The sequence below is a fragment of the Bradyrhizobium stylosanthis genome (genome assembly GCF_001641335.1).
Lineage (GTDB): Bacteria > Pseudomonadota > Alphaproteobacteria > Rhizobiales > Xanthobacteraceae > Bradyrhizobium > Bradyrhizobium stylosanthis.
On the sequence record NZ_LVEM01000005.1, the window covers coordinates 387,291 to 406,420 of the forward strand.

Here is a 19,130-nt window from a genome sequence, read left to right on the forward strand (position 1 = left end):
CTCCCTGGGGTTATGGGTCCCGGCCTTCGCCGGGACGACAGCGGAGCATGTCGCTGCTTGCCTGCTGATCATGGCGCCACCATCACGGCACCGCAAACCGCAGCGTCTTGCCGCCGCTGCTCATGTCCACCGCGCCGAAGCCGGCCGCCGCAAAGCCGCGTGCGCCGCAATCGGTCTGCTCATTGGTCTCGAACTTGGTCTCGCGCGTGCAGAGCTGCTTGTCGCCGCCCCAGTTCAGTGGCCTGTCCTTCAGCTTGATCACGCGGTTGTCGGCATCCATCGCTTCGGCGAAGCTGAAGATCTGCTTCGGCTGGCCGCTCACATCCGGGTGCAGGCACTTGCCGGGATCGATACGGTACCAGCCGCGGCTGGTCACGGACTTGCCGTCGTCGGTGGCGATCGCCGCCATCACCTTGTGCGGCGTGTCGTTGCACCAGGTCAGGCCGCTTGCGGACGGGGTCTGCGTCGCATCGACCATGGTCTTGAAGAAATTCGGCGACGACACCGTGTCGGCGGACAGCCCGCGGCTCTTCAGGAACGCAGCAAGCGCGGCCTGCGTCTTCGGCCCGTCGACGCCGTCGATCGCGCCGACGTCGTAGCCGATGATCACCAGCAGCCGCTGGATGCCGGCGAGCCGGGCCTGCTCGTCGTCATATTCGGAATCCTCGGCAAGATAAGTGACGAGGTTGCCGTCGTCGCCCTGTGTCGGCGTCACCTGCGTGAAGGCGACCTGCGTCTGGCCGCTGCGGCATTGCCGCGCGGCGGCGATGACGAAATTGTCCTGCGCCACGCACAGCATGTCGTTGCCGTTCTGCGGGATCGGGGAGGCGCCATAGATGCCGAGCGCGCGGGCGTTGAGCAGGATGCGGTCCGCGCTCAGCGTGCCCTGCACCACCACGCGGCAGGTGGCGGGATCGATCCTGAACCAGCCGCGCGTCGCGGTCGCCGCCTTGTCGTCGATGCCGATCGCGGCCTCGACCACATAGGACATGCGGTTGCAGATCTTGAGGTCGGCCAAGGCGGGCGCCGAGGAGAACAGGAACGAGACGGCCGCGGCCGGCAGCGTCATCAGGAAGCGGGTGAGGGGGGAGCGGCGGGGGCGTCGGACTCTCCGCTCGTCATGCCCGGCCAAAAGCGCGGAGCGCGTCTGAGCAGACGAGTGCCGGGCATCCACGTTCTTGGCGCGGGACAAAGGATCGTGGATGGCCGGGACAAGCCCGGCCATGACGGCTTTCTTTGTCCGCTCCCGCATCACTTGTGGATCAGCGTTCCCGTGCCCTGGTTGGTGAAGAGCTCGAGCAGCACCGCGTGCTGCATCTTGCCGTCGATGATGACGACGCCCTCGACGCCCTGCTCGAGCGCGTAGATGCAGGTCTCGACCTTCGGGATCATGCCGCCGGAAATGGTGCCGTCGGCGATCAGTTTTCGCGCGTCCTTGACCGAGAGCTGAGGGATCAGCTTCTTCGATTTGTCGAGCACGCCCGGCACGTCGGTGAGCAGCAACAGGCGCTTGGCCTTCAGCGCACCGGCCACCGCACCGGCAAAGGTGTCGGCGTTGACGTTCAGCGTCTGGCCGTCCTTCGAGGTCGCGAGCGGCGCCAGCACCGGGATCAGCTCGTAGCCGATCAGCTGGTTGAGCAGGGTGAGGTCCACCTTCTCGGGGTCGCCGACGAAGCCGAGATCGACCGCCTTCTCGATATGCGAGCCCGGATCGATGATGGTGCGCGTCGTCTTCGACGCCTTCACCATGTTGCCGTCCTTGCCGGACAGCCCCACGGCCTTGCCGCCGGCTTCGTTGATGTAGCCGACGATCTGCTTGTTGACGGAGCCGGCGAGCACCATCTCGACGATCTCGATGGTCGCGGCGTCGGTGATGCGCAGGCCAGCGGCGAATTCCGAGACGATGCCGAGGCGCTTGAGCATGGTCGCGATCTGCGGCCCGCCGCCATGCACGACGACTGGATTGATCGCGGTCTGCTCCAGCAGCACGATGTCGCGGGCAAAGTTCTTCGCGGTCTCCTCGTCGCCCATGGCATGGCCGCCATACTTGATGACGATGGTTTCCTCGTCATACTGCTGCATGTGCGGCAGCGCTTCGGACAGGATGCGGGCCTGGTCGAGCGGGGAGATGTCGGTCATGTCACGGATCTCGCTGGCGGGATACTCGGGCCGCGTTCTATCCGATTGGCGGGCGCGGCGCAAAGTGTGCGTTCTTCCCCTCTCCCCTTGTGGGAGAGGGTGGCTCGCCGCGTAGCGGCGAGACGGGTGAGGGGTCTCTATCCGCGAGTGACCCTCTCGTAGCGTCGGACGCGGAGACAGACCCCTCATCCGGCGCTTCGCGCCACCTTCTCCCACAAGGGGAGAAGGAAGAGGGGGCCCTATTTGTTGGGCGCCACCACTGCCGCGAGCGTCACCGCCAGCCAGCCCAGGATCATCACCGTTCCGCCGGTCGGCGCCGCCATCGGAAACAGCGCGTGGCCGGCATATTGCCGCAAGGTGAGGTCGCCCGCGAACAGCGCGGCACCGATCACGAAGCCAGCTGCCGCAACGAGGCCAATTCCGCCGTGCAGAAGGCCGCGCGCGAGCAATCCGATCGCCGCAAGTATGGCAGTTGCATGAAACAGCAGCATGGCGCTGGCGGAGGCGAGTCGGCTCGCATCTGCGCCGTGGGCGGATGCCGCCGCCAGCGCGACGCCGGCGGCGCCCATCAAACCGGCAAGCCCAATCAGCAGGCGGTGCGCCACCATCACGAAGCCCGCTCTTCCAGCAGCTTTGCCATCGCGGCGCGCAGGCTCTCCATGCCGGTCGAGCTGCGCGAGGAGGTCGCGAGCACGCTCGGGAATGCGGCCGGATGCTTGGCCAGCGCCGCCTCGGTCTCGGCGATGCGCGATTCTAGCTCGCCGGCCTTCACCTGGTCGGCCTTGGTGAGCACGATCTGGTAGCTGACGGCGGAGCGGTCGAGCGTCTTCAGGATCTCGAGATCGACGTCCTTGAGCCCATGCCGCGAGTCGATCAGAACATAGACGCGCGCGAGCGAGGCGCGGCCGAGCAGGAATTTGTGGATCAGCTCGGTCCAGGACGCGACCTGACTCTTCGGCGCCTTGGCATAGCCATAGCCGGGCATGTCGACGAGGCGCAGGTCCTTCTTGCCGGGGACCTCGAAGAAGATCAGCTCCTGGGTGCGGCCCGGCGTATGCGAGGTGCGCGCCAGCGCGTTGCGGCCCGTGAGCGCGTTGATCAGGCTGGACTTGCCGACATTGGAGCGGCCGGCAAAGGCGACCTCGAGCCCGTCCATCGGCGGCAGCGTCGCGATCGACGGCGAGGCCCAGATGAACTGCCAGTCCCGCGCGAACAGTTTTCGCCCGGCCTCGATCAGTCTGTCGTCTGACTTGTCGGTCATCTGAAAAGTCTATCCTCGCGTCATGGCCGGGCAAAAGCGCGAAGCGCGTCTTCGCACAGATGTCCCGGCCATCCACGTCGCTCTGCCGGGCCCCCTCCTAAACGTGGATGCCCGGGACAAGCCCGGGCATGACGCTGTGGAGGCACTTGCCTGACAGTATCGGACGGCTACGTCGCCTTCCTCGCGAACGTCGCCTTGAGATTGTCGAATAACTCCACCTTCACGCCGTTGCGGCGCATGATGAAGCTCTGCTGGAGCACCGAGAGCAGATTGTTCCAGGCCCAGTAGATCACGAGGCCCGCCGGGAAGCCGGCCAGCATGAAGGTGAAGATCAGCGGCATCCAGTTGAAGATGATCTGCTGCGTCGGATCCGGCGGCGTCGGGTTCAGCTTCATCTGGAACCACATCGTGATGCCCATGATGATCGGCCAGATGCCGAGCGCGAGGTAATGGCCGAACACGGGAATCGTCGTCGGATCGAACGGGATCAGCCCGAACAGGTTGAACAGATTGGTCGGATCCGGCGCCGAGAGGTCCTTGATCCAGCCGAAGAACGGCGCGTGCCGCATTTCGATGGTGACGAACAGCACCTTGTAGAGCGAGAAGAACACCGGGATCTGGATCACCACGGGAAGACAGCCGGCGACCGGATTGATCTTCTCCTTGCGGTAGATCTCCATCATCTCCTGCTGCTGCTTCACCTTGTCGTCGGGGAAGCGCTCCTTCAGCGCCTGCAGCTGCGGCTGGATCGACTTCATCTTCGCCATCGAGGCGTAGGACTTGTTCGCCAGCGGGAAGAACAAGAGCTTCACGATCACGGTCACGAGCAGGATCGAGATGCCGAAATTGCCGAAGAAGCGGTAGAAGAAGTCGAGGCCGAGGAACATCGGCTTGGTGATGAAGTAGAACCAGCCCCAGTCGATCAAGAGATCGAAGTGGTTGAGGCCGAGCTCCTTGTTGTAGCCGCCGAGACCGGCGAACGGGAACACGCCGACGACGCCGGCCTCCTTGGCGCCGGCGAACAGCCGCGCATTCGCGGTCGCGCTGCCGCCGATCGCGACGGTGACGGGGTCGAGCAGGTAGTCGGTCTGGTAGGTATGAAGGTTGCCGGACGGGTTCGACGAGAAGCGCGCCTGCAGCTTGGCATTGGTGTCGGGCAGCAGCGCCGACGCCCAGTACTTGTCGGTGATGCCGAGCCAGCCATTGGTGACGTTGTTGAAGTTCACCTGCTTGGCTTCGTCGACCTTCTTGTAGGCGTATTCCTGCAGCTTCTCGTCGCCGAGATAGCCGATCAGGCCTTCATGCAGGATGTAGTAGCCCGAGACCTGCGGCGCGCCGTGGCGCGAGATCAGCGCGAACGGATAGAGCGTGACCGGCGCGTTGCCGACATTGCTCACTTCGTCCTTGATGGTGAAGAGATAATGGTCGTCGACCGAGATGGTGCGGCGGAAGGTGAGGCCGTCGCCATTGTCCCACTTCAGCACGACCGGGGTCGTCGGCGTCAGGCTGCCGCTGCCGTCCTGCTGCCAGACGGTCTGGGCGTCGGGCATCTTCGCGGTCACGCCGGTCGCGGCCACCCAGCCGAACTCGGCGTAATAGGGTTCTGCGGTGCCCGAGGGCGAATAGAGGACGATCGGCGGCGATTTCGGGTCGACCGTCTCGCGGTACTGCACCAGCGCGAGGTCGTCGATGCGGCCGCCCTTCAGCGAGACGCTGCCGGCGAGGCGCGGCGTGTCGATCTTCACGCGCGGGCTGGCGGCGATCGCGGCGTCACGGGCCACGACCGGCTGCTGGCTCTGCTGGCTCTGCTGGCTCGCACCGGGCGTCGTGGGTTGCGCGCCGCCGGCCTGCGGCGTCGCGCCCGGCGTTGCGGAGGCGGTCGGCTGCGGCGTGGTCTTCTGCAGCTCGGCCTGCGCCTGCTGCTGGGCGCGCTGCTTCTCCATCGCCGGCACGTTGTAGAAATACTGCCAGGCGATCAGGACGAGGCCCGACAGAATGACGGCGAGGATGGTATTGCGATTGTCGGTCATCTCTAATGTCTCGTCATCAATCCGGTTTGCGGCTGGCAGGGGCAGTGGCGTCTGGCCTCTGGCCACGTCCCTTCGGGGGTCCCTTGTGAGTCCCCCTGGCCGTATGCCGCGCGGGCTTCGAGAAGGCTATGCGCAGATCGTCGAGCATGGTGGCGAAGTCGCGCGACAGCGCGTCCCTTCGGCCGACCAGTACATAATCATGATGGGGCTGCATCGACACCGGATCGAGCCGCTTCACCAATTCGCGAAGCCGGCGCCGGATGCGATTGCGCTCGGGGGCGTTGCCGTTCTTTTTGGTGACGGTGAAACCGATCCGGATCGGGCCGAAATCGTCGCGGCCGCAGCTTTGCAGGACGAACGCGGGACTATTCGCCCGCGCGCCATTGGCAACGGCGAGGAAATCCGCCCGCTGCCTCAGCCGATCCATGATGAAATCCCAAAAAGGGGGTCCGGCTCAGGCGCTCAGACGCTTGCGGCCGCGGGCGCGGCGAGCGGCGAGAACCTTGCGGCCGCCGGCAGTGGCGAGACGGGCACGGAAACCGTGACGGCGCTTGCGCACCAGTTTGCTGGGTTGATAAGTCCGCTTCACGGGTTTTTCTCCGCTGACCGGGCAATTTGCCTGTAGAATTGATGGTAAAGTCCGGAAGATGCGGCCCAAACGGGCCCTTTTCGGCCCCAAGAGAGCCGCTCCCGGCGTCACACCGGGTCATCGCGGACAATTTGCGCGGCTTATAAGGGAGCGTCTTGTTTTCGTCAACGCCGCACAAGCGCACGATTCCAGTGAATATCGCTGTTTGTGCGGGGTTTTTAACTCTGAAGGTGGCGACTCGCCCTATCAGCGCTTACATCCCACCTCGGCAGATTAGCGATCCGTAATTTGACCGGGGCTTGGGCGGACCGCATCCTTCATTCTTCAAGGCAGCGAGGGCGAATTTCGTGGCGGCGACAGACCTCCAGTCGGGCCAGGATCTGGACCAGCGGGACCCGCCCGTCGCGCGGCCGCGTGGGCCGGACGGTCTTGGCCTGTCGGGCAAGCTGCTGCTGCTCACCGTCCCCCTGGTGATGATCGCGGCCATCCTGCTCTACGTGCCCGCCATCGCCAACTTCTGGGTCAACCGCCTCAACGACCGCGTCGCGGCCGCCAACACGGCGGCGCTGGTGCTGGATGCTGCCCCGCTCGGCATGGTTCCCGATTCGCTCTCGCGCGAGATCCTGAAAATCATCAATGCGCGCGCCGTCGCCATCAAGATGGGCCAGCAGCGCCGGCTGCTCGCCAGCGACAATCTGCCGGCCGCGATCGAGCATGATGTCGACCTGCGCGACATGACCGCCTGGGAGGCGATCACCGGCTCGTTCCAGATGATGCTGGAGACCGGCAACCAGGCCATCCGCATCGTCGGTCCCGGCGTCGGCAATGCCCAGTTCGTCGAGATCGTGACCGACGAACTGCCGTTGCGGCAGTCGATGTACCGCTTCTCGCGCAACGTCGTGGTGGTCGCGCTGATCATCGGCGTCCTGACCGCGGGCCTCGTCTATCTCGCGCTCCATTATCTCTTCGTGCGGCCGATGCGGCGGCTGACTGCGAGCCTGGTCGGTTTCCACGAAAACCCTGAAAGTTCGGCGGGAATCATCGTTCCGAGCCAGCGCAGCGACGAGATCGGCGTCGCCGAACGCGAATTGTCGGACATGCAGCGCGACCTGATGTCGATGCTGCATCAGAAGAGCCGCCTCGCCGCGCTTGGCCTCGCGGTGTCCAAGATCAACCACGATCTGCGCAATCTGCTGGCGTCGGCCCAGCTGCTGTCGGACCAGCTCGCCAGCGTGCCGGATCCGCGGGTGCAGCGCTTTGCGCCGAAGCTCGTGCGCTCGCTCGAGCGCGCCATCGCCTTCTGCCAGTCGACGCTGTCCTATGGCCGCGCCCAGGAAGCCGCGCCCGACCGCCGCATGATCCTGATCGAGCCCGTGGTGCTGGAGGTGCGCGAGACCGCGGGCCTTGCCAGCGATGCCACGATCGTCTGGGTCGCCGCGATCGAGCGCGGGCTCGCGGTCGATGCCGATCCCGACCAGCTGTTCCGCGTGCTGCTCAACCTCGTCCGCAACGCCGCCCAGGCGCTGGAAAGCCACGCGACGGGCGATGGCGGGGCGCAGCAGATCCGGATCACCGGCAAACGCGAGGGTGCCGTCGCCATCCTGGAGGTCTCCGATACCGGCCCCGGCGTGCCCCAGAAGACGCGGGAACACCTGTTCGAGGCCTTCCAGACCTCCGGCCGCCCCGGTGGCAGCGGCCTTGGCCTCGCGATCGCCGCCGAGCTGGTCCGCGCCCATGGCGGTGACATCCACCTGGTCGAAGGCACCATCGGCGCCACTTTCCGGATCGTCATCCCCGACCGCCCCGTGGAACTCCTCTCCATCCGCAACGAGCGGCAGAGGGCGTAGGTCGGCCAGTGGCCGAGTTGGCGCATTTCCGGGCCCTGCGCCCCTTCTATCTTGTCATTCCGGGGCGCGACGAAGTCGCGAGCTCTGGTGCGCGGCTGCGCACCCGGGAATCCATAACCACCGGCTGGGGTTATGGATTCCGGGGCCTGGCCCTTCGGGCCATCCCGGAATGACAAAGCAACTGTCATCTCCCTGCAAAATCTCCGCATCCCGGACCTTGCCAATCGGGACAAGAGCGGTTAGTCAGAGCGCTCTTTCGCACCCCCTCCGGCCTTGCCGGGGGCCGCGTGTGGGTCATGCCCGCACTGTCAGCGAAAAACGCGCCCGTAGCTCAGCTGGATAGAGCATCAGACTACGAATCTGAGGGTCGGACGTTCGAATCGTTCCGGGCGCGCCATTCGGCTCTGATTTCCCGAGTTTGTCCCAGGTCCCATCCGGGCGCGCTATCGCGTGTTGCCGCAGATCCGCCATGGGCGCGGCAACAGCCCTCGTCAGTGTGTCAGCGACCAGCTTTCCTTTTCAATTTTCGTTTTCGCCGGATCATCTGGCTCGATCGCCATCTCTCGTCTGTTGATGCCGAACGTTGCTGGATAAGGTCTTGGCAAGAGGCGGCCGCTCCTGCGCGCGAGCTCTCATTGTCGAAAGCGATCCAGATGCGAATCGATCGATTCATTGCCGCGATGATCGGGAGCCTGATGGCTTTGGCAGCCGCGCAGGCACGGGCGCAAGTCTCGGATGACGTCGTCAGGATCGGGGTCATGAACGATCAATCCGGTCTTTATGCCGACATTGGCGGACCCGGCTCGGTGGCGGCGGCGAAAATGGCCGTCGAAGATGCCGGCGGTACGGTTTTGGGCAAACCGATCTCGGTCGTCTTCGCCGATCACCAGAACAAGCCTGATGTCGGTGCGGCCATTGCGCGCAGATGGTTCGAAGTCGACAAGGTCGACATGGCGATCGGGTTCGACAATTCCGCCGTCGCGCTCGCCGTGCAGCAACTCGCCGCGGATCAAAATCGTATCGTGATCGCAGGCGCCGTCGGCAGCACGGCGTTCACCGGGAAATCCTGCACCGAAACGTCGGCGTCGTGGGTCTACGACAGCTATGCGCTGACCACCAGCCTGGCGAAGGCCATCGTGGCGCAAGGCGGAGACACCTGGTTCTTCGTCACCGTCGATTACGCGTTCGGCCATTCCCTGGAGGAGAGTGCCGCGAACGCCGTGCGGTCGGCCGGCGGCAAAGTGCTCGGCAGCGTGCGGCATCCGCTCAATACGTCGGATTTCAGTTCGTATCTTCTGCGGGCGCAGGCGTCCGGCGCGAAGGTGATCGCGCTCGCGAACAGCGGCGGCGACATGGTCACTGCCATCAAGCAGGCGAAAGAATTCGGCATCACCGGACGTCAATCGGTGGCGGCCCTTCTGGTGTTCTTATCGGATGTCCAGAGCATGGGCATCGAGGCAGCCGCGGGGCTGAAGTTCGTCACGGCGTTCTACTGGGATCGTACCCCGGAAACGCGCGCGTGGTCGCAGCGATATTTCGATCGCCAGGGGCGCATGCCGACGATGGTCCAGGCGAGCATCTACTCGGCGGTTCGGCATTATCTGCGCGCTATTGCCGCAGCGGGCACCGACGAGTCCAAGACCGTGATGGCGAAGATGCGCGAGCTGCCGGTCGACGATTTCTATGCCAGGAACGCCCCGCTGCGCGTGGACGGCAGGCTCGTCCACGACATGTATCTCGCCGAGGTGAAATCGGCGGCCGACGTCAAGCGGCCCTGGGATTACTACAATATCATGAAGACCATCCCGGGCGATCAGGCTTTTCAAGCGCTGAAAGACGGCGGCTGTCCGCTCGCTGCGCGCTGACGCGTCTGCTCGGGACGAAGCAGGCCGGAAGATGCGCTGGCGCACCGGGTGGGCGCCTTTGCACGTTCTACCGATAAATTTCATTTTCGCACGGTGATCGTCAGTTCGCACGGCGAGCTGCTTCTATCGACGCGATTGATCGGTATATCGTGGCGCGTTGGTGCGGCCTAACCTCACACCGTCGGGCAGGTTGCTGTCCGATTTCGTGCATCCATTTCATTGCGCAACCTGGCCAAGGGCGAGCGTATTGGTCGCGAAAATGCGAACGGCCGGCAGGGGGAAGAGGATCGGACGCGCACCAGAGGGGTGCCTGGATGTCTTCGACCGTTACTCCGCCTGTAAGCGGCCTGCCGTTTGATGTCTTCAGGGCCGATGGGCTTGGTGGTTTCGAGCTTTTATCGCAAGGCGCCGATCGCGTCCTGTACAGGCGGGTGCGGCGAAGCGGCCCTGATCAATCTGCAATTTTGATCGCGATGCCCGCGGTCGAGCACCCGGCACGCGCAGTTCTCGATCGTCTCGTGCATGAATACGAGCTGAGGGACGAGCTGGATCGCGCATGGGCTGTCAGGCCCATCGAGCTCAGTCGCGAAGCCGGGCGGACGATGCTCGTTCTCGAAGATCCCGGCGGGGAGCTCCTCGACAGGCATCTTGCGCAAGCGATGGATGTCGAAAAATTCCTGCGGCTCGCGATCAACCTTTCGGCCGCTCTGCACGGATTGCATCAGCGCGGGATCATTCACAAGGACATCAAGCCTGCCAACGTCTTCTACGATCCTGACACTGGACAAGTGTGGCTGACGGGCTTCGGCATCGCTTCGCGCCTGCCGCGCGAACGCCAGGTGCCGGCTCCGCCCGAGGTGATCGCCGGTACGTTTGCCTACATGGCGCCCGAGCAGACCGGCCGGATGAATCGATCGATCGACGCGCGCAGCGATCTCTACGCGCTGGGGATTACGCTTTACCAGTGCTGCACCGGCGCCTTGCCCTTCTCCGCCACCGATCCGATGGAGTGGGTGCATTGTCATATCGCGCGGCAGCCTCTGTCGCCCGTCGAACGTTCGCCGGCCGTGCCCGGCCCGGTCTCGGCCGTGATCATGAGGCTGCTCGCCAAGACCGCGGAGGAGCGTTACCAGACCGCTGCCGGCGTTGCGCAGGATCTGCAACGTTGCCTGGCCGACTGGCAGCGTCAGGGCATCATCGACGAATTTCCGCTGGGCCAGCAGGACACGCCCGGCCGGTTGCTGATCTCTGAAAAGCTCTACGGTCGCGAACGAGAGATCACGACCTTGCTTTCCGCATTCGATCGGGCGACCGGCAGCGGTGCGGCCGAGCTCGTGCTGGTCTCCGGCTATTCGGGGATAGGCAAGTCGTCGGTCGTCAATGAGCTGCACAAGGTGCTGGTGCTGCCCCGCGGATTGTTCGCCGCGGGCAAGTTCGACCAGTACAATCGTGACATCCCCTATGCGACGCTCGCCCAGGCGCTCCACAGCCTGGTGCGATCGTTGCTGGGCAAAAGCGATGCCGCGCTGGCGCCTTGGCGCGACGCGGGAGGCGCTCGGCCCGAACGGCCAGCTCATGGTGGATCTGGTACCGATCCTCGAGGCGCTGATCGGACCGCAGTCACCCGTCTCCGAGCTGCCGCCGCAGGAAGCGCAGCGCCGCTTCCAGCTGGTGTTCGCCCGGATGCTGGGCGTGTTTGCACGTCCGGAGCATCCGCTGACGCTGTTCCTCGACGATCTGCAATGGCTCGACATCGCGACGCTGGATATCCTCGAATATCTGGCGACCCAATCCGATTTGCGCAACTTGCTGCTGGTCGGCGCCTACCGCGACAATGAGGTCACGGATACGCATCCGCTGATGCGGCGACTGGCGGCAATTCGTAACGCCGGCGGGCGTGTGCAGGAGATCGTGCTGAGCCCGCTCCGGCTAGGTGATGTCGAACGGCTGATCGCCGATGCGTTGCGCTCCGAGCCGGGGTTCGTTTCGCCGCTGGCCCGGCTCGTGCACGAGAAGACCGCCGGAAATCCTTTCTTCACCGTCGAGTTCTTCACGGCGCTCGCTGAAGAGGGTTTGCTCGTGTTCGATCACGCCCAGAGGCGCTGGTCCTGGGAGCTCGAGCGCATCCAGAACAAGGGTTACACCGAAAACGTGGTGGACCTCATGCTGGGCAAGCTGCAGCGCCTGCCCGTGGAGACGCAACGCGTCCTGCAACTCATGGCCTGCCTCGGCAACAAGGCGGCGGCCGGCACGCTGGCCACGGTTCACGATCAGGACGAAGCAGCCGTCGACGTTGCGATGTGGGCCGCGATGCAGGCCGGACTGGTGGTGCATTCAGACGGGCTCTACAGGTTCGTGCACGACCGTGTCCAGGAAGCTGGCTACGGTCTCATCCCCGAAAGCAATCTGGCAAAGGAGCATCTGCGGATCGGCCGCCTGCTTGAGGCCCGCGCGGCGGTGACGGCGACCGAAGAATCCGTCTTCGATATCGTTCGCCACCTCAACCGCGGCGCGGCGCTTCTGACCTCGGTCGAGGAGCGTGAGCGGCTGGCCGAACTCAATCTGCTCGCGGGAAAGCGGGCCAAAGCCACGATGGCCAGCAATTCGGCGTTGGGGTATTTCGTCGCCGGTGAAGCACTTCTGGGTGACCAGGGCTGGCAAAGCCGGCCCGACGTCGCTTTTGCGCTCGCGCTGAACCGCGCCGAATGCGAGTTCCTGACTGGAGCGCTCGCGGACGCCGAAAGCCGCCTGGCGATGCTGTCGGCGCGCGCCGGCGATCTACTCGACCGCGCTGCGATCACCTGTCTGCAGATCGAGCTTTACACGACCCTCGATCGCAGCGACCGAAGCGTCGAGGTCACCCTCGACTATCTGCGCGGCGTCGACATCACCTGGTCGGCCCATCCGGCGAGCGAGGACGTCGAGCGTGAGTACGAGCGCATCTGGCAGCAGATCGGTTCGCGTCCGATCGAGGCGCTGTTCGAGCTGCCGCAAATGGACGCCCCTGTCTGGAAAGCGACCATGGAGGTGCTCGCCGCGGCGATCACGCCTGCGCTGTACACCGACGAGAACCTTTATTGCCTCGTCATTGGCCGCATGGCCAATACGAGCCTGGAGCACGGCAACAGCGATGCGTCGGGCTACGGCTATGCCATTCTCGGCACGGTGCTGGGTCGCCGCTTCAACGACTACAGGTCAGCGTTCCGTTTCGGTGAGCTCGGCTTCAAGCTGGTGACGCAGCTCGGGCTGGATCGCTTCAAGGCGCGCATCTACGTGACCTTCGGGCACCACATCATTCCATGGACGAAGCACATCCGCACCAGCCGCGAGCTGCTGCAGCAGGCCCTGGACGCGGCGCACGACGCCGGCGATCTCACCTATGGAGCCTTTAGCCGGACTCACTTCGTCACGCATCTTCTGGCCTGCGGCGATCCGCTCGATGCGGTGCAGCGCGCGGCCGACGCAGGGCTCGATTTCGCGCGACAATCCCGGTTCGGTCTTGTCGTGGATCGAATTACCGGGCAGCGTCAGTTGATCCGGACGCTGCGCGGACTGACGCCGGCGTTCGGCTGCTTCGATGAGGACGGGTTTGACGAGGCGGGATTCGAGCAGCATCTGGCTGCGGACTCGCGGCTCGCGCTGGCCGCCTGCTGGTACTGGATCCGGAAGCTGCAAGCCCGCGTGCTCGCCGGTGACCATGCCGCCGCGATGATCGCGGCCGCACAGGCGGAACGCCTTCTCTGGACATCGCCCGCGTTCTTCGAGCGAGCGGAGTATCATTTTTATGCGGCCTTGGCCCGGGCGGCTGCTTGCGGCGCGCCCGGCGAAGCGGAGCGCGACGCGCATCTGGACGCATTGGCCGCCCACCATCGTCAGCTTCAGGAATGGTCCGGCAATTGCCCGGAAAATTTCGAGCACCGCGCCGCATTGGTCGGAGCGGAGATCGCCCGGTTGCGAGGACGGGACCGCGAGGCGATTGATCTCTACGAGCGCGCGGTGAGGCTCGCCCGCGCCAACGGCTTCGTCCACAACGAGGCGATCGCCAATGAGATCGCGTCGCATTTCTACACGACGCTGGGTCTGGAGACGAGCGCGCACGCCTATCTTCGCAATGCCCGGCACTGCTATGTCCGTTGGGGTGCTGTCGCCAAGGTGATGCAGCTCGACGAGGAGCACCCCGAACTCGCAGGGGAGCAACAGCCGAGGAGCCCGACAAGCACCTTCGGCGTGCCGGTCGAGTATCTCGACCTTGCCACCGTGACCAACGTGCTGCAGACGGCTTCGAGCGAGATCGTGCTTGGAAAGCTGCTCGACACGCTGATGCGTTCCGCGATCGAGCAGGCCGGCGCGGAGAGAGGGCTGCTGCTGCTGCCGTTCGGCAGCGAATTGCGGATCGCTGCAGAGGCCAGGACCCGCGACGACGCCATTGTCGTGCAGTCGAGCGATGTTGCCGTCAGCGCGGCTGCCTTACCGGAATCGATCCTCCATTATGTCCAGCGCACGCACGAGCTCGTGCTCCTCGACGACGCCTCGGCCCGGAATCCGTTTGTCGCCGATCCCTACATCGATCAGCACCAGGCTCGTTCGGTTCTCTGCCTGCCCTTGATCAATCAGACCAAGCTGATCGGCGTGCTCTATCTCGAGAACAATCTCAGCTCCCGCGCCTTCGTGCCGGCGCGGATCGCGGTTCTGAAGCTGCTCGCCTCGCAAGCTGCGATCTCGCTTGAGAATGCCAGGCTCTACCGCGACCTCGAAGAGCGCGAGGCCAAGATCCGCCGGCTGGCGGACTCCAGCATCATCGGAATCTTCATGTGGAATTTCGATGGCCGGATCCTGGAGGCCAATGACGCCTTCCTCCGCATGCTCGGCTACGACCGTCGGGACCTTGCCGACGGCCGCATGCTGTGGACCGGCCTGTCGCCGCCGGAATGGCGCGATCGCAGCGCGCGGGGCGTCGACGATCTGAAAAAGACCGGCGTCGCACAGCCCTACGAGAAGGAATACCTTAGACGGGATGGCAGCCGCGTGCCTGTCCTCGTCGGCGCCACGACCTTCGAGGAGAACGGCAACCAGGGCGTATCTTTCGTCCTTGATTTGACCGAGCGCAAGCGCGCCGAAGACGCGCTGCGTCAGCTGGAGTCCGATTTCGCCCACATGAACCGTGTCAGCATGCTCGGAGGATTGGCGGCGTCGCTGGCGCATGAGATCACGCAGCCGATCGCGAGTGCCCGCAACAATGCGCGCGCGGCGCAGAATTTTCTGGAGATGGCGCCGCCTGATCTGGGCGAGGCGATCGAGGCGATCACCTCGGTCGTATCGGATACCGATCGGGTCGGAGATATCATCGGCGGGATTCGCGAGCAGATCAGGAAATCGCCGCCGCGAAAGGATCGCTTCGATCTCAATGCGGCGATTGCCGAGGTGGCCGCGCTCGCGCGCAGCATGACGGTGCGCAGCGGCGTCCTGGCCGAGATCCGGCTTGCCGATGGATTGCCTCCCGTCCAGGGAGATCGCGTTCAATTGCAGCAGGTCATGCTGAACTTGATCCTCAACGCAGTGGAAGCGATGGGCTCGGTCGAGCCGGCCGCGCGGGAGCTGCTCATCAGCACGGAGCGTGAGTCGACCGGGGTCGTCGTGGCGGTCCGGGATTCCGGACCGGGGATCGATCCCGCGCATATCGAGCGCGTCTTCGAGGCGTTCTATACCACCAAGCCCAGCGGGACGGGGATGGGGCTCGCCATCTGCCGATCCATCATCGACGCACATCGCGGCAAGCTGTGGGCGTCGGTCAACGAGCCGCGCGGCGCCGTGTTCCGGTTCACACTACCCAACGCCGAAGAGGAGTTGGCTATCGGGAGGTAATTCACGGGGCGAGAATTTCGCTGAGGCACTGTGTGAGAGTCGAATGGTCGACCGGCTTGGCCAGATAAAGCGCGACCCCGTCGGCAAGCGCTCGCGCGCGGTCAATGTCATTCGGAAACGCTGTGACGAGGATCGTTGGAATTCTGCGGCCTGTGTCGACAAGCTGCTTATAGAGCGCAAGTCCGGTCATCCCGGGCATGTTGACGTCGGCGATAAGACAAGCCGTTTCGCCGAGATGAGGCGATGAGAGAAATTGGGAGGCGGACGGGAATGCGTGGACCTTGTAGCCAAGCGACCTCAGCAGTCTTTCCATCGACTCCCGAAAAAATCGATCGTCCTCAACGATCGATACCAGCTGTTGTTTCATATGCGGGCCTGTGGCACTTCGCTAACCCGCCTGGTGGGGGCCAGACACGCTCCGTGAAATGGGACCAGAAGTCCAGATAATGCCACGAGTTCAGCGCCGGGCCCCCTAAACTTTGGCTTAGCCTGCGCGAATTCTGCGCGGTTTGCAGGCACGGACGGATTGCTGCGAACTGTGTCCAAATGCCCGTCGTTGATCGTCTCGAGCAAGTTGGGCTGGCCAGTTTTACCGATTGGAGCTAGAATTCGTGCGCAGTGGTCTTCGAGATTTGTCGTGAATCCGAGCGATACGATGTCTTCCGCAAGTTCTACCGTATTGGTGATCGACGACGATCCGCATGTCCTCGCTTCGATTGGACGGCTGTTGCGATCGGTTGGCGTCAATGCCCAGCTGTTCGGGTCGATACCGGAGTTTCTCAGTTCCGATCCCCCTGATGGTCCCGCTTGCCTGGTGCTCGACGTCAGGTTGCCCGGCCAGAGCGGCCTCGATCTCCAGCGCGAGCTGGCCGAGGCCAACAACGAGATCCCGATCATTTTCGTCACCGGGCACGGCGACATCCCGATGACAGTGCAGGCCATGAAGCGCGGCGCGATCGAATTTCTCACCAAGCCGGTGCGCGACCAGGAGCTGCTCGACGCCATCCAGACTGGACTGTCTCGCGATCGCGCGCGGCGCGAGAGCGAAAGGGAATTGGCCGTCCTCAAGGAGCGCTTCGAGTCGTTGAGCCCGAGAGAGCGCGAGATCGTGATCCTGGTGGCTCACGGCCGCCTGAGCAAGCAGATCGCCTTCGATATCGGCATCGCCGAGGCCACAGTGAAGGTTCATCGCAGCAAGGCCATGCAGAAGATGCAGGCCGGCTCGCTGCTCGAACTCGGCCGCATCGCGGCCAGGCTCAAGCTGCTGCCAAATGTGGCCTCGCGCGCGAGCTGACGTCACCGGCCCGCCAGCACCTCCTTGCACTTGGCCGCGAAGGCGTTGAGGTCGGCGCCGATCTCGCTCGCCGCACGGCATCGCTGCGTCCCTCGGAACGTCCACCATGCGCCGCCGGGGGCAGGGATGAAACCCCTTGCCGGCCGGATGAAGCGAGCCGGAAACAAACCAGGCTTAGCGTCTGGTCTTCTCCAACCCGATTTGAGGGAGGATCTCATGAAAGCAGCGCTTTTGGTCCTGCCGCTTCTTGGCCAGCCCGCGATGCCGGTTCGGACCGCATGCCCGTCTTCAACGTGGAAGCCATGTGCAGGGACGTTTCCGCTGACGACAAAGCGTCGGGACTCGCCCTGGCGCAGGACGCCGGCGAATGCGTACGTGACGAGACGCTTGCACAGCAACAGCTCAGTTCGGCCTGGCTGACCGTTCCGGGGCCTGCGCGCGAAAGCTGCGAAGGCGAGGCTGCGGCAGCGGGAATACCAAGCTATGTCGATCTGCTCACCTGTTTGCAGATGACGGGCTGGGCGAATCCAGCTCCGCCACCGGCGATCCCGCTCAGGGGAGCGAGCAAGATGCGGAACGCCAAGAACTAATCCAAGAACTAGTTCAGGATGAGTTGCGCAGTTGCTGCGTTTCGCCGGCAGCGAAGCTTGCGAGCGATGCGACGAAGTTCCGGCGCGGACGTGGCGGTTGCCGTCAATGATGGGCCGACACGCTCTTGACGCACTGGCTCACCACATCGGCGGTGGCGAACTGGCCGACATCACCCAGGCTGATCATGCCGACCATCCGCTTGCTCTTGTTGATCACGGGCAGCCTGCGGATTTTCAGCGTCTCCATGTGATGTATGGCTTTCGCCAGATCGTCTTCTTCCCGGCAGCAATGGATGCCTTCGGTCATCACGTCCCGCGCCGTCATGCGCGCGTTGAAGCTCTTGCTCGCGAGGCCTTTGCAGACGATGTCGCGATCGGTCACCATCCCGATCAGCTGGTCGTCTTCGCCGATCGGAATGCAGCCGATGTCGTGCCCTTGCATCAACTTCGCGATCTCGGTGATCGGGGTGTCCGGGCTGACCCAGTCGACGCCCTTGTGCATCACGTCCTTGACCTTCATGGGAGGACCTCCGTTGCGAACGCAGCCCCCGTAACGCGATTATATAACGAACCGGGCGCGACCGCTGCGTCAATCGTGCATGCTGAAGCGTCCATGCGGTGCATTGGCCGTCAGCCGTTCGAACTGCGCGTGGGTCAATTGCAGCAGCGTCTCGTGGTCGCCGGCTTCGATATAGATCTCGGGCTGCGCCCGGATGCTGTCATCGACGATGAGATCGAGCCCGTAACACCGGCCTACCGCCGGAACGGCGCCATGCGCGCAGTCCGCGAACAGCCGGTTGATCTCGGTTTCGTTCGCCATCACGAGATCCGCGCCGAGCCTCTCCTTCAGGTCCGGCAGGTTGAGATGGTGCGACGCCGGCACGACCGCGAGCATATAGCCGCCGTCATGCCGCAACACGACCGCCTTGGCGAAACGGTCGCCCGGGACGTGGCAGGCCTGCGCCGTGCGCGCGGACGTCATGGTGAAGACGTGCGGGATCTCGGTGTACTGGATGTTCTCGGCAGCCAGGTATCGGTGGAGTGTGGGGGCAATGGTCATGGCGCTACCTTTCGGATGGGTATGCGAGCCATCCACCGTGAGGCTGCCCCCGCCGCACGTTGGGCGGCCGCGTGATTGCCGGACGTCAGCATAGGCCTCGCCCTCGAATGCCGCAATTGGGTCGGGCCTTCAAATCGTTCCGGGGCGCGCCATTTTCGCTTCGATCGCGAGGCAGCCGATCCATTGCGGCCTCTGCTGCGCTTACGGTGGCCTACCGGATCCTTGCCACAATGTGGGGCCGGTTCTTCTCGAGCCAGGCGACGGCCTCGGGTCCATCGACGACACACTCGAATGTGTCCCAGGTCGGGTCCTCCAGGGATTCCGGTTGCAGTCGCTTCGCCGCATACTCGACGAGGTCGTGCAGGCGTTCGTACCCTCGTCGGCGCTCGAGGGAATCCGCAATCGCCGTGCTGGTCCAGCCGCGTTGGGCCAGATCGATAATGCTCGGCGCATCAGCCTCGCTGAACCACGGTGTGGCATCGAACTCGATGCAGCGGACGTTGTCGGCGGTATGGCAAGTGGCGTGGATCATTGGATTCCTCCATTCACGGCTGCATCCTGCGCTGTCACTGCACCTTTTACCTCGCTGCCTC

General features: G+C 64.3%; 16 protein-coding genes, 1 tRNA gene and 1 pseudogene. 7 read left to right on the forward strand and 11 right to left on the reverse strand.

Annotated features, from left to right (window positions below; genetic code table 11):
- Positions 1 to 82: 82 nt before the first annotated feature.
- The 7 genes from A7X65_RS33095 to rpmH form a co-directional block, all read right to left on the reverse strand.
- Entirely contained in the window at positions 83 to 1,069 is a 987-nt protein-coding gene (locus tag A7X65_RS33095; RefSeq protein ID WP_063693235.1) for a DUF1036 domain-containing protein, read from the reverse strand.
- Positions 1,070 to 1,251: 182 nt separating this feature from the next.
- A complete protein-coding gene (gene argB / locus A7X65_RS33100) occupies positions 1,252 to 2,139 on the reverse strand; it encodes an acetylglutamate kinase (RefSeq protein WP_063693238.1) in 888 nt (295 codons plus the stop codon).
- A gap of 239 nt (positions 2,140 to 2,378) precedes the next feature.
- Complete coding sequence (locus A7X65_RS33105) at positions 2,379 to 2,747, reverse strand: DUF423 domain-containing protein (protein WP_063693240.1); 369 nt, start codon at positions 2,745 to 2,747, stop codon at positions 2,379 to 2,381.
- Positions 2,747 to 3,400 (reverse strand): ribosome biogenesis GTP-binding protein YihA/YsxC, encoded by a 654-nt coding sequence (gene yihA / locus A7X65_RS33110; RefSeq protein ID WP_063693244.1) that lies wholly within the window; start codon positions 3,398 to 3,400, stop codon positions 2,747 to 2,749. The genes A7X65_RS33105 and yihA overlap by 1 nt, the downstream gene beginning before the upstream one ends.
- A 167-nt stretch (positions 3,401 to 3,567) precedes the next feature.
- Positions 3,568 to 5,430 carry a membrane protein insertase YidC gene (gene yidC, locus A7X65_RS33115; protein ID WP_063693247.1) on the reverse strand — a complete coding sequence of 621 codons (1,863 nt, stop codon included), beginning with the start codon at positions 5,428 to 5,430 and terminating at the stop codon, positions 3,568 to 3,570.
- Positions 5,431 to 5,446: 16 nt separating this feature from the next.
- On the reverse strand, positions 5,447 to 5,857 hold the full coding sequence (gene rnpA / locus A7X65_RS33120; protein ID WP_063693249.1) for a ribonuclease P protein component: 411 nt from the start codon (positions 5,855 to 5,857) through the stop codon (positions 5,447 to 5,449).
- A gap of 27 nt (positions 5,858 to 5,884) precedes the next feature.
- On the reverse strand, positions 5,885 to 6,019 hold the full coding sequence (rpmH, locus tag A7X65_RS33125) for a 50S ribosomal protein L34 (RefSeq protein WP_008542748.1): 135 nt from the start codon (positions 6,017 to 6,019) through the stop codon (positions 5,885 to 5,887).
- A gap of 347 nt (positions 6,020 to 6,366) precedes the next feature.
- Between rpmH and A7X65_RS33130 the strand changes: the two genes are divergently transcribed.
- From A7X65_RS33130 to A7X65_RS33145, 5 genes and pseudogenes are all read left to right on the forward strand, one after another.
- Positions 6,367 to 7,866 (forward strand): sensor histidine kinase, encoded by a 1,500-nt coding sequence (locus A7X65_RS33130; protein WP_208608635.1) that lies wholly within the window; start codon positions 6,367 to 6,369, stop codon positions 7,864 to 7,866.
- A gap of 320 nt (positions 7,867 to 8,186) precedes the next feature.
- Positions 8,187 to 8,263 (forward strand) — tRNA-Arg (locus tag A7X65_RS33135).
- Between the two features lie 262 nt (positions 8,264 to 8,525).
- On the forward strand, positions 8,526 to 9,731 hold the full coding sequence (locus A7X65_RS33140) for an ABC transporter substrate-binding protein (protein WP_208608640.1): 1,206 nt from the start codon (positions 8,526 to 8,528) through the stop codon (positions 9,729 to 9,731).
- A 473-nt stretch (positions 9,732 to 10,204) separates the two neighbouring features.
- Positions 10,205 to 11,050, forward strand: a pseudogene (locus tag A7X65_RS43380) (serine/threonine protein kinase); the annotation flags it as partial.
- 142 nt (positions 11,051 to 11,192) lie between these two features.
- A complete protein-coding gene (locus A7X65_RS33145) occupies positions 11,193 to 15,593 on the forward strand; it encodes a trifunctional serine/threonine-protein kinase/ATP-binding protein/sensor histidine kinase (protein ID WP_245324016.1) in 4,401 nt (1,466 codons plus the stop codon).
- A gap of 1 nt (position 15,594) precedes the next feature.
- Here A7X65_RS33145 and A7X65_RS33150 read toward each other — a convergent pair whose 3' ends face one another.
- The gene (locus tag A7X65_RS33150; RefSeq protein WP_063693251.1) at positions 15,595 to 15,960 is read right to left on the reverse strand and encodes a response regulator transcription factor; all 366 of its coding nucleotides are present in this window, start codon (positions 15,958 to 15,960) and stop codon (positions 15,595 to 15,597) included.
- A 288-nt stretch (positions 15,961 to 16,248) separates the two neighbouring features.
- Between A7X65_RS33150 and A7X65_RS33155 the strand changes: the two genes are divergently transcribed.
- The gene (locus A7X65_RS33155) at positions 16,249 to 16,887 is read left to right on the forward strand and encodes a response regulator transcription factor (RefSeq protein ID WP_063693853.1); all 639 of its coding nucleotides are present in this window, start codon (positions 16,249 to 16,251) and stop codon (positions 16,885 to 16,887) included.
- 278 nt (positions 16,888 to 17,165) lie between these two features.
- Complete coding sequence (locus A7X65_RS33160) at positions 17,166 to 17,477, forward strand: hypothetical protein (RefSeq protein WP_245324017.1); 312 nt, start codon at positions 17,166 to 17,168, stop codon at positions 17,475 to 17,477.
- Between the two features lie 103 nt (positions 17,478 to 17,580).
- On the opposite strand, the gene A7X65_RS33165 is transcribed toward A7X65_RS33160, so the two are convergent.
- From A7X65_RS33165 to A7X65_RS33175, 3 genes are all read right to left on the reverse strand, one after another.
- Positions 17,581 to 17,997: a CBS domain-containing protein gene (locus tag A7X65_RS33165; RefSeq protein ID WP_063693254.1), complete on the reverse strand. Its 417-nt coding sequence runs from the start codon at positions 17,995 to 17,997 to the stop codon at positions 17,581 to 17,583.
- Positions 17,998 to 18,066: 69 nt separating this feature from the next.
- On the reverse strand, positions 18,067 to 18,537 hold the full coding sequence (locus tag A7X65_RS33170) for an aminoacyl-tRNA deacylase (protein WP_063693257.1): 471 nt from the start codon (positions 18,535 to 18,537) through the stop codon (positions 18,067 to 18,069).
- Positions 18,538 to 18,748: 211 nt separating this feature from the next.
- Positions 18,749 to 19,069, reverse strand: a complete 321-nt coding sequence (locus A7X65_RS33175; RefSeq protein WP_063693263.1) for a hypothetical protein — start codon at positions 19,067 to 19,069, stop codon at positions 18,749 to 18,751.
- Positions 19,070 to 19,130: the final 61 nt, after the last annotated feature.

Bases quoted from the DNA above. Each gene is read 5' to 3' on its own strand.
- A7X65_RS33155 (WP_063693853.1), top strand. From the start codon at position 16,249: ATGTCTTCCGCAAGTTCTACCGTATTGGTGATCGACGACGATCCGCAT.
- argB (WP_063693238.1), bottom strand. From the start codon at position 2,139: ATGACCGACATCTCCCCGCTCGACCAGGCCCGCATCCTGTCCGAAGCG.
- A7X65_RS33105 (WP_063693240.1), bottom strand. From the start codon at position 2,747: ATGGTGGCGCACCGCCTGCTGATTGGGCTTGCCGGTTTGATGGGCGCC.
- A7X65_RS33145 (WP_245324016.1), top strand. From the start codon at position 11,193: ATGCGACGCTCGCCCAGGCGCTCCACAGCCTGGTGCGATCGTTGCTGG.
- rnpA (WP_063693249.1), bottom strand. From the start codon at position 5,857: ATGGATCGGCTGAGGCAGCGGGCGGATTTCCTCGCCGTTGCCAATGGC.
- yihA (WP_063693244.1), bottom strand. From the start codon at position 3,400: ATGACCGACAAGTCAGACGACAGACTGATCGAGGCCGGGCGAAAACTG.
- A7X65_RS33095 (WP_063693235.1), bottom strand. From the start codon at position 1,069: ATGACGCTGCCGGCCGCGGCCGTCTCGTTCCTGTTCTCCTCGGCGCCC.
- A7X65_RS33175 (WP_063693263.1), bottom strand. From the start codon at position 19,069: ATGATCCACGCCACTTGCCATACCGCCGACAACGTCCGCTGCATCGAG.
- A7X65_RS33165 (WP_063693254.1), bottom strand. From the start codon at position 17,997: ATGAAGGTCAAGGACGTGATGCACAAGGGCGTCGACTGGGTCAGCCCG.
- A7X65_RS33150 (WP_063693251.1), bottom strand. From the start codon at position 15,960: ATGAAACAACAGCTGGTATCGATCGTTGAGGACGATCGATTTTTTCGG.
- A7X65_RS33170 (WP_063693257.1), bottom strand. From the start codon at position 18,537: ATGACCATTGCCCCCACACTCCACCGATACCTGGCTGCCGAGAACATC.
- yidC (WP_063693247.1), bottom strand. From the start codon at position 5,430: ATGACCGACAATCGCAATACCATCCTCGCCGTCATTCTGTCGGGCCTC.
- A7X65_RS33160 (WP_245324017.1), top strand. From the start codon at position 17,166: ATGCCCGTCTTCAACGTGGAAGCCATGTGCAGGGACGTTTCCGCTGAC.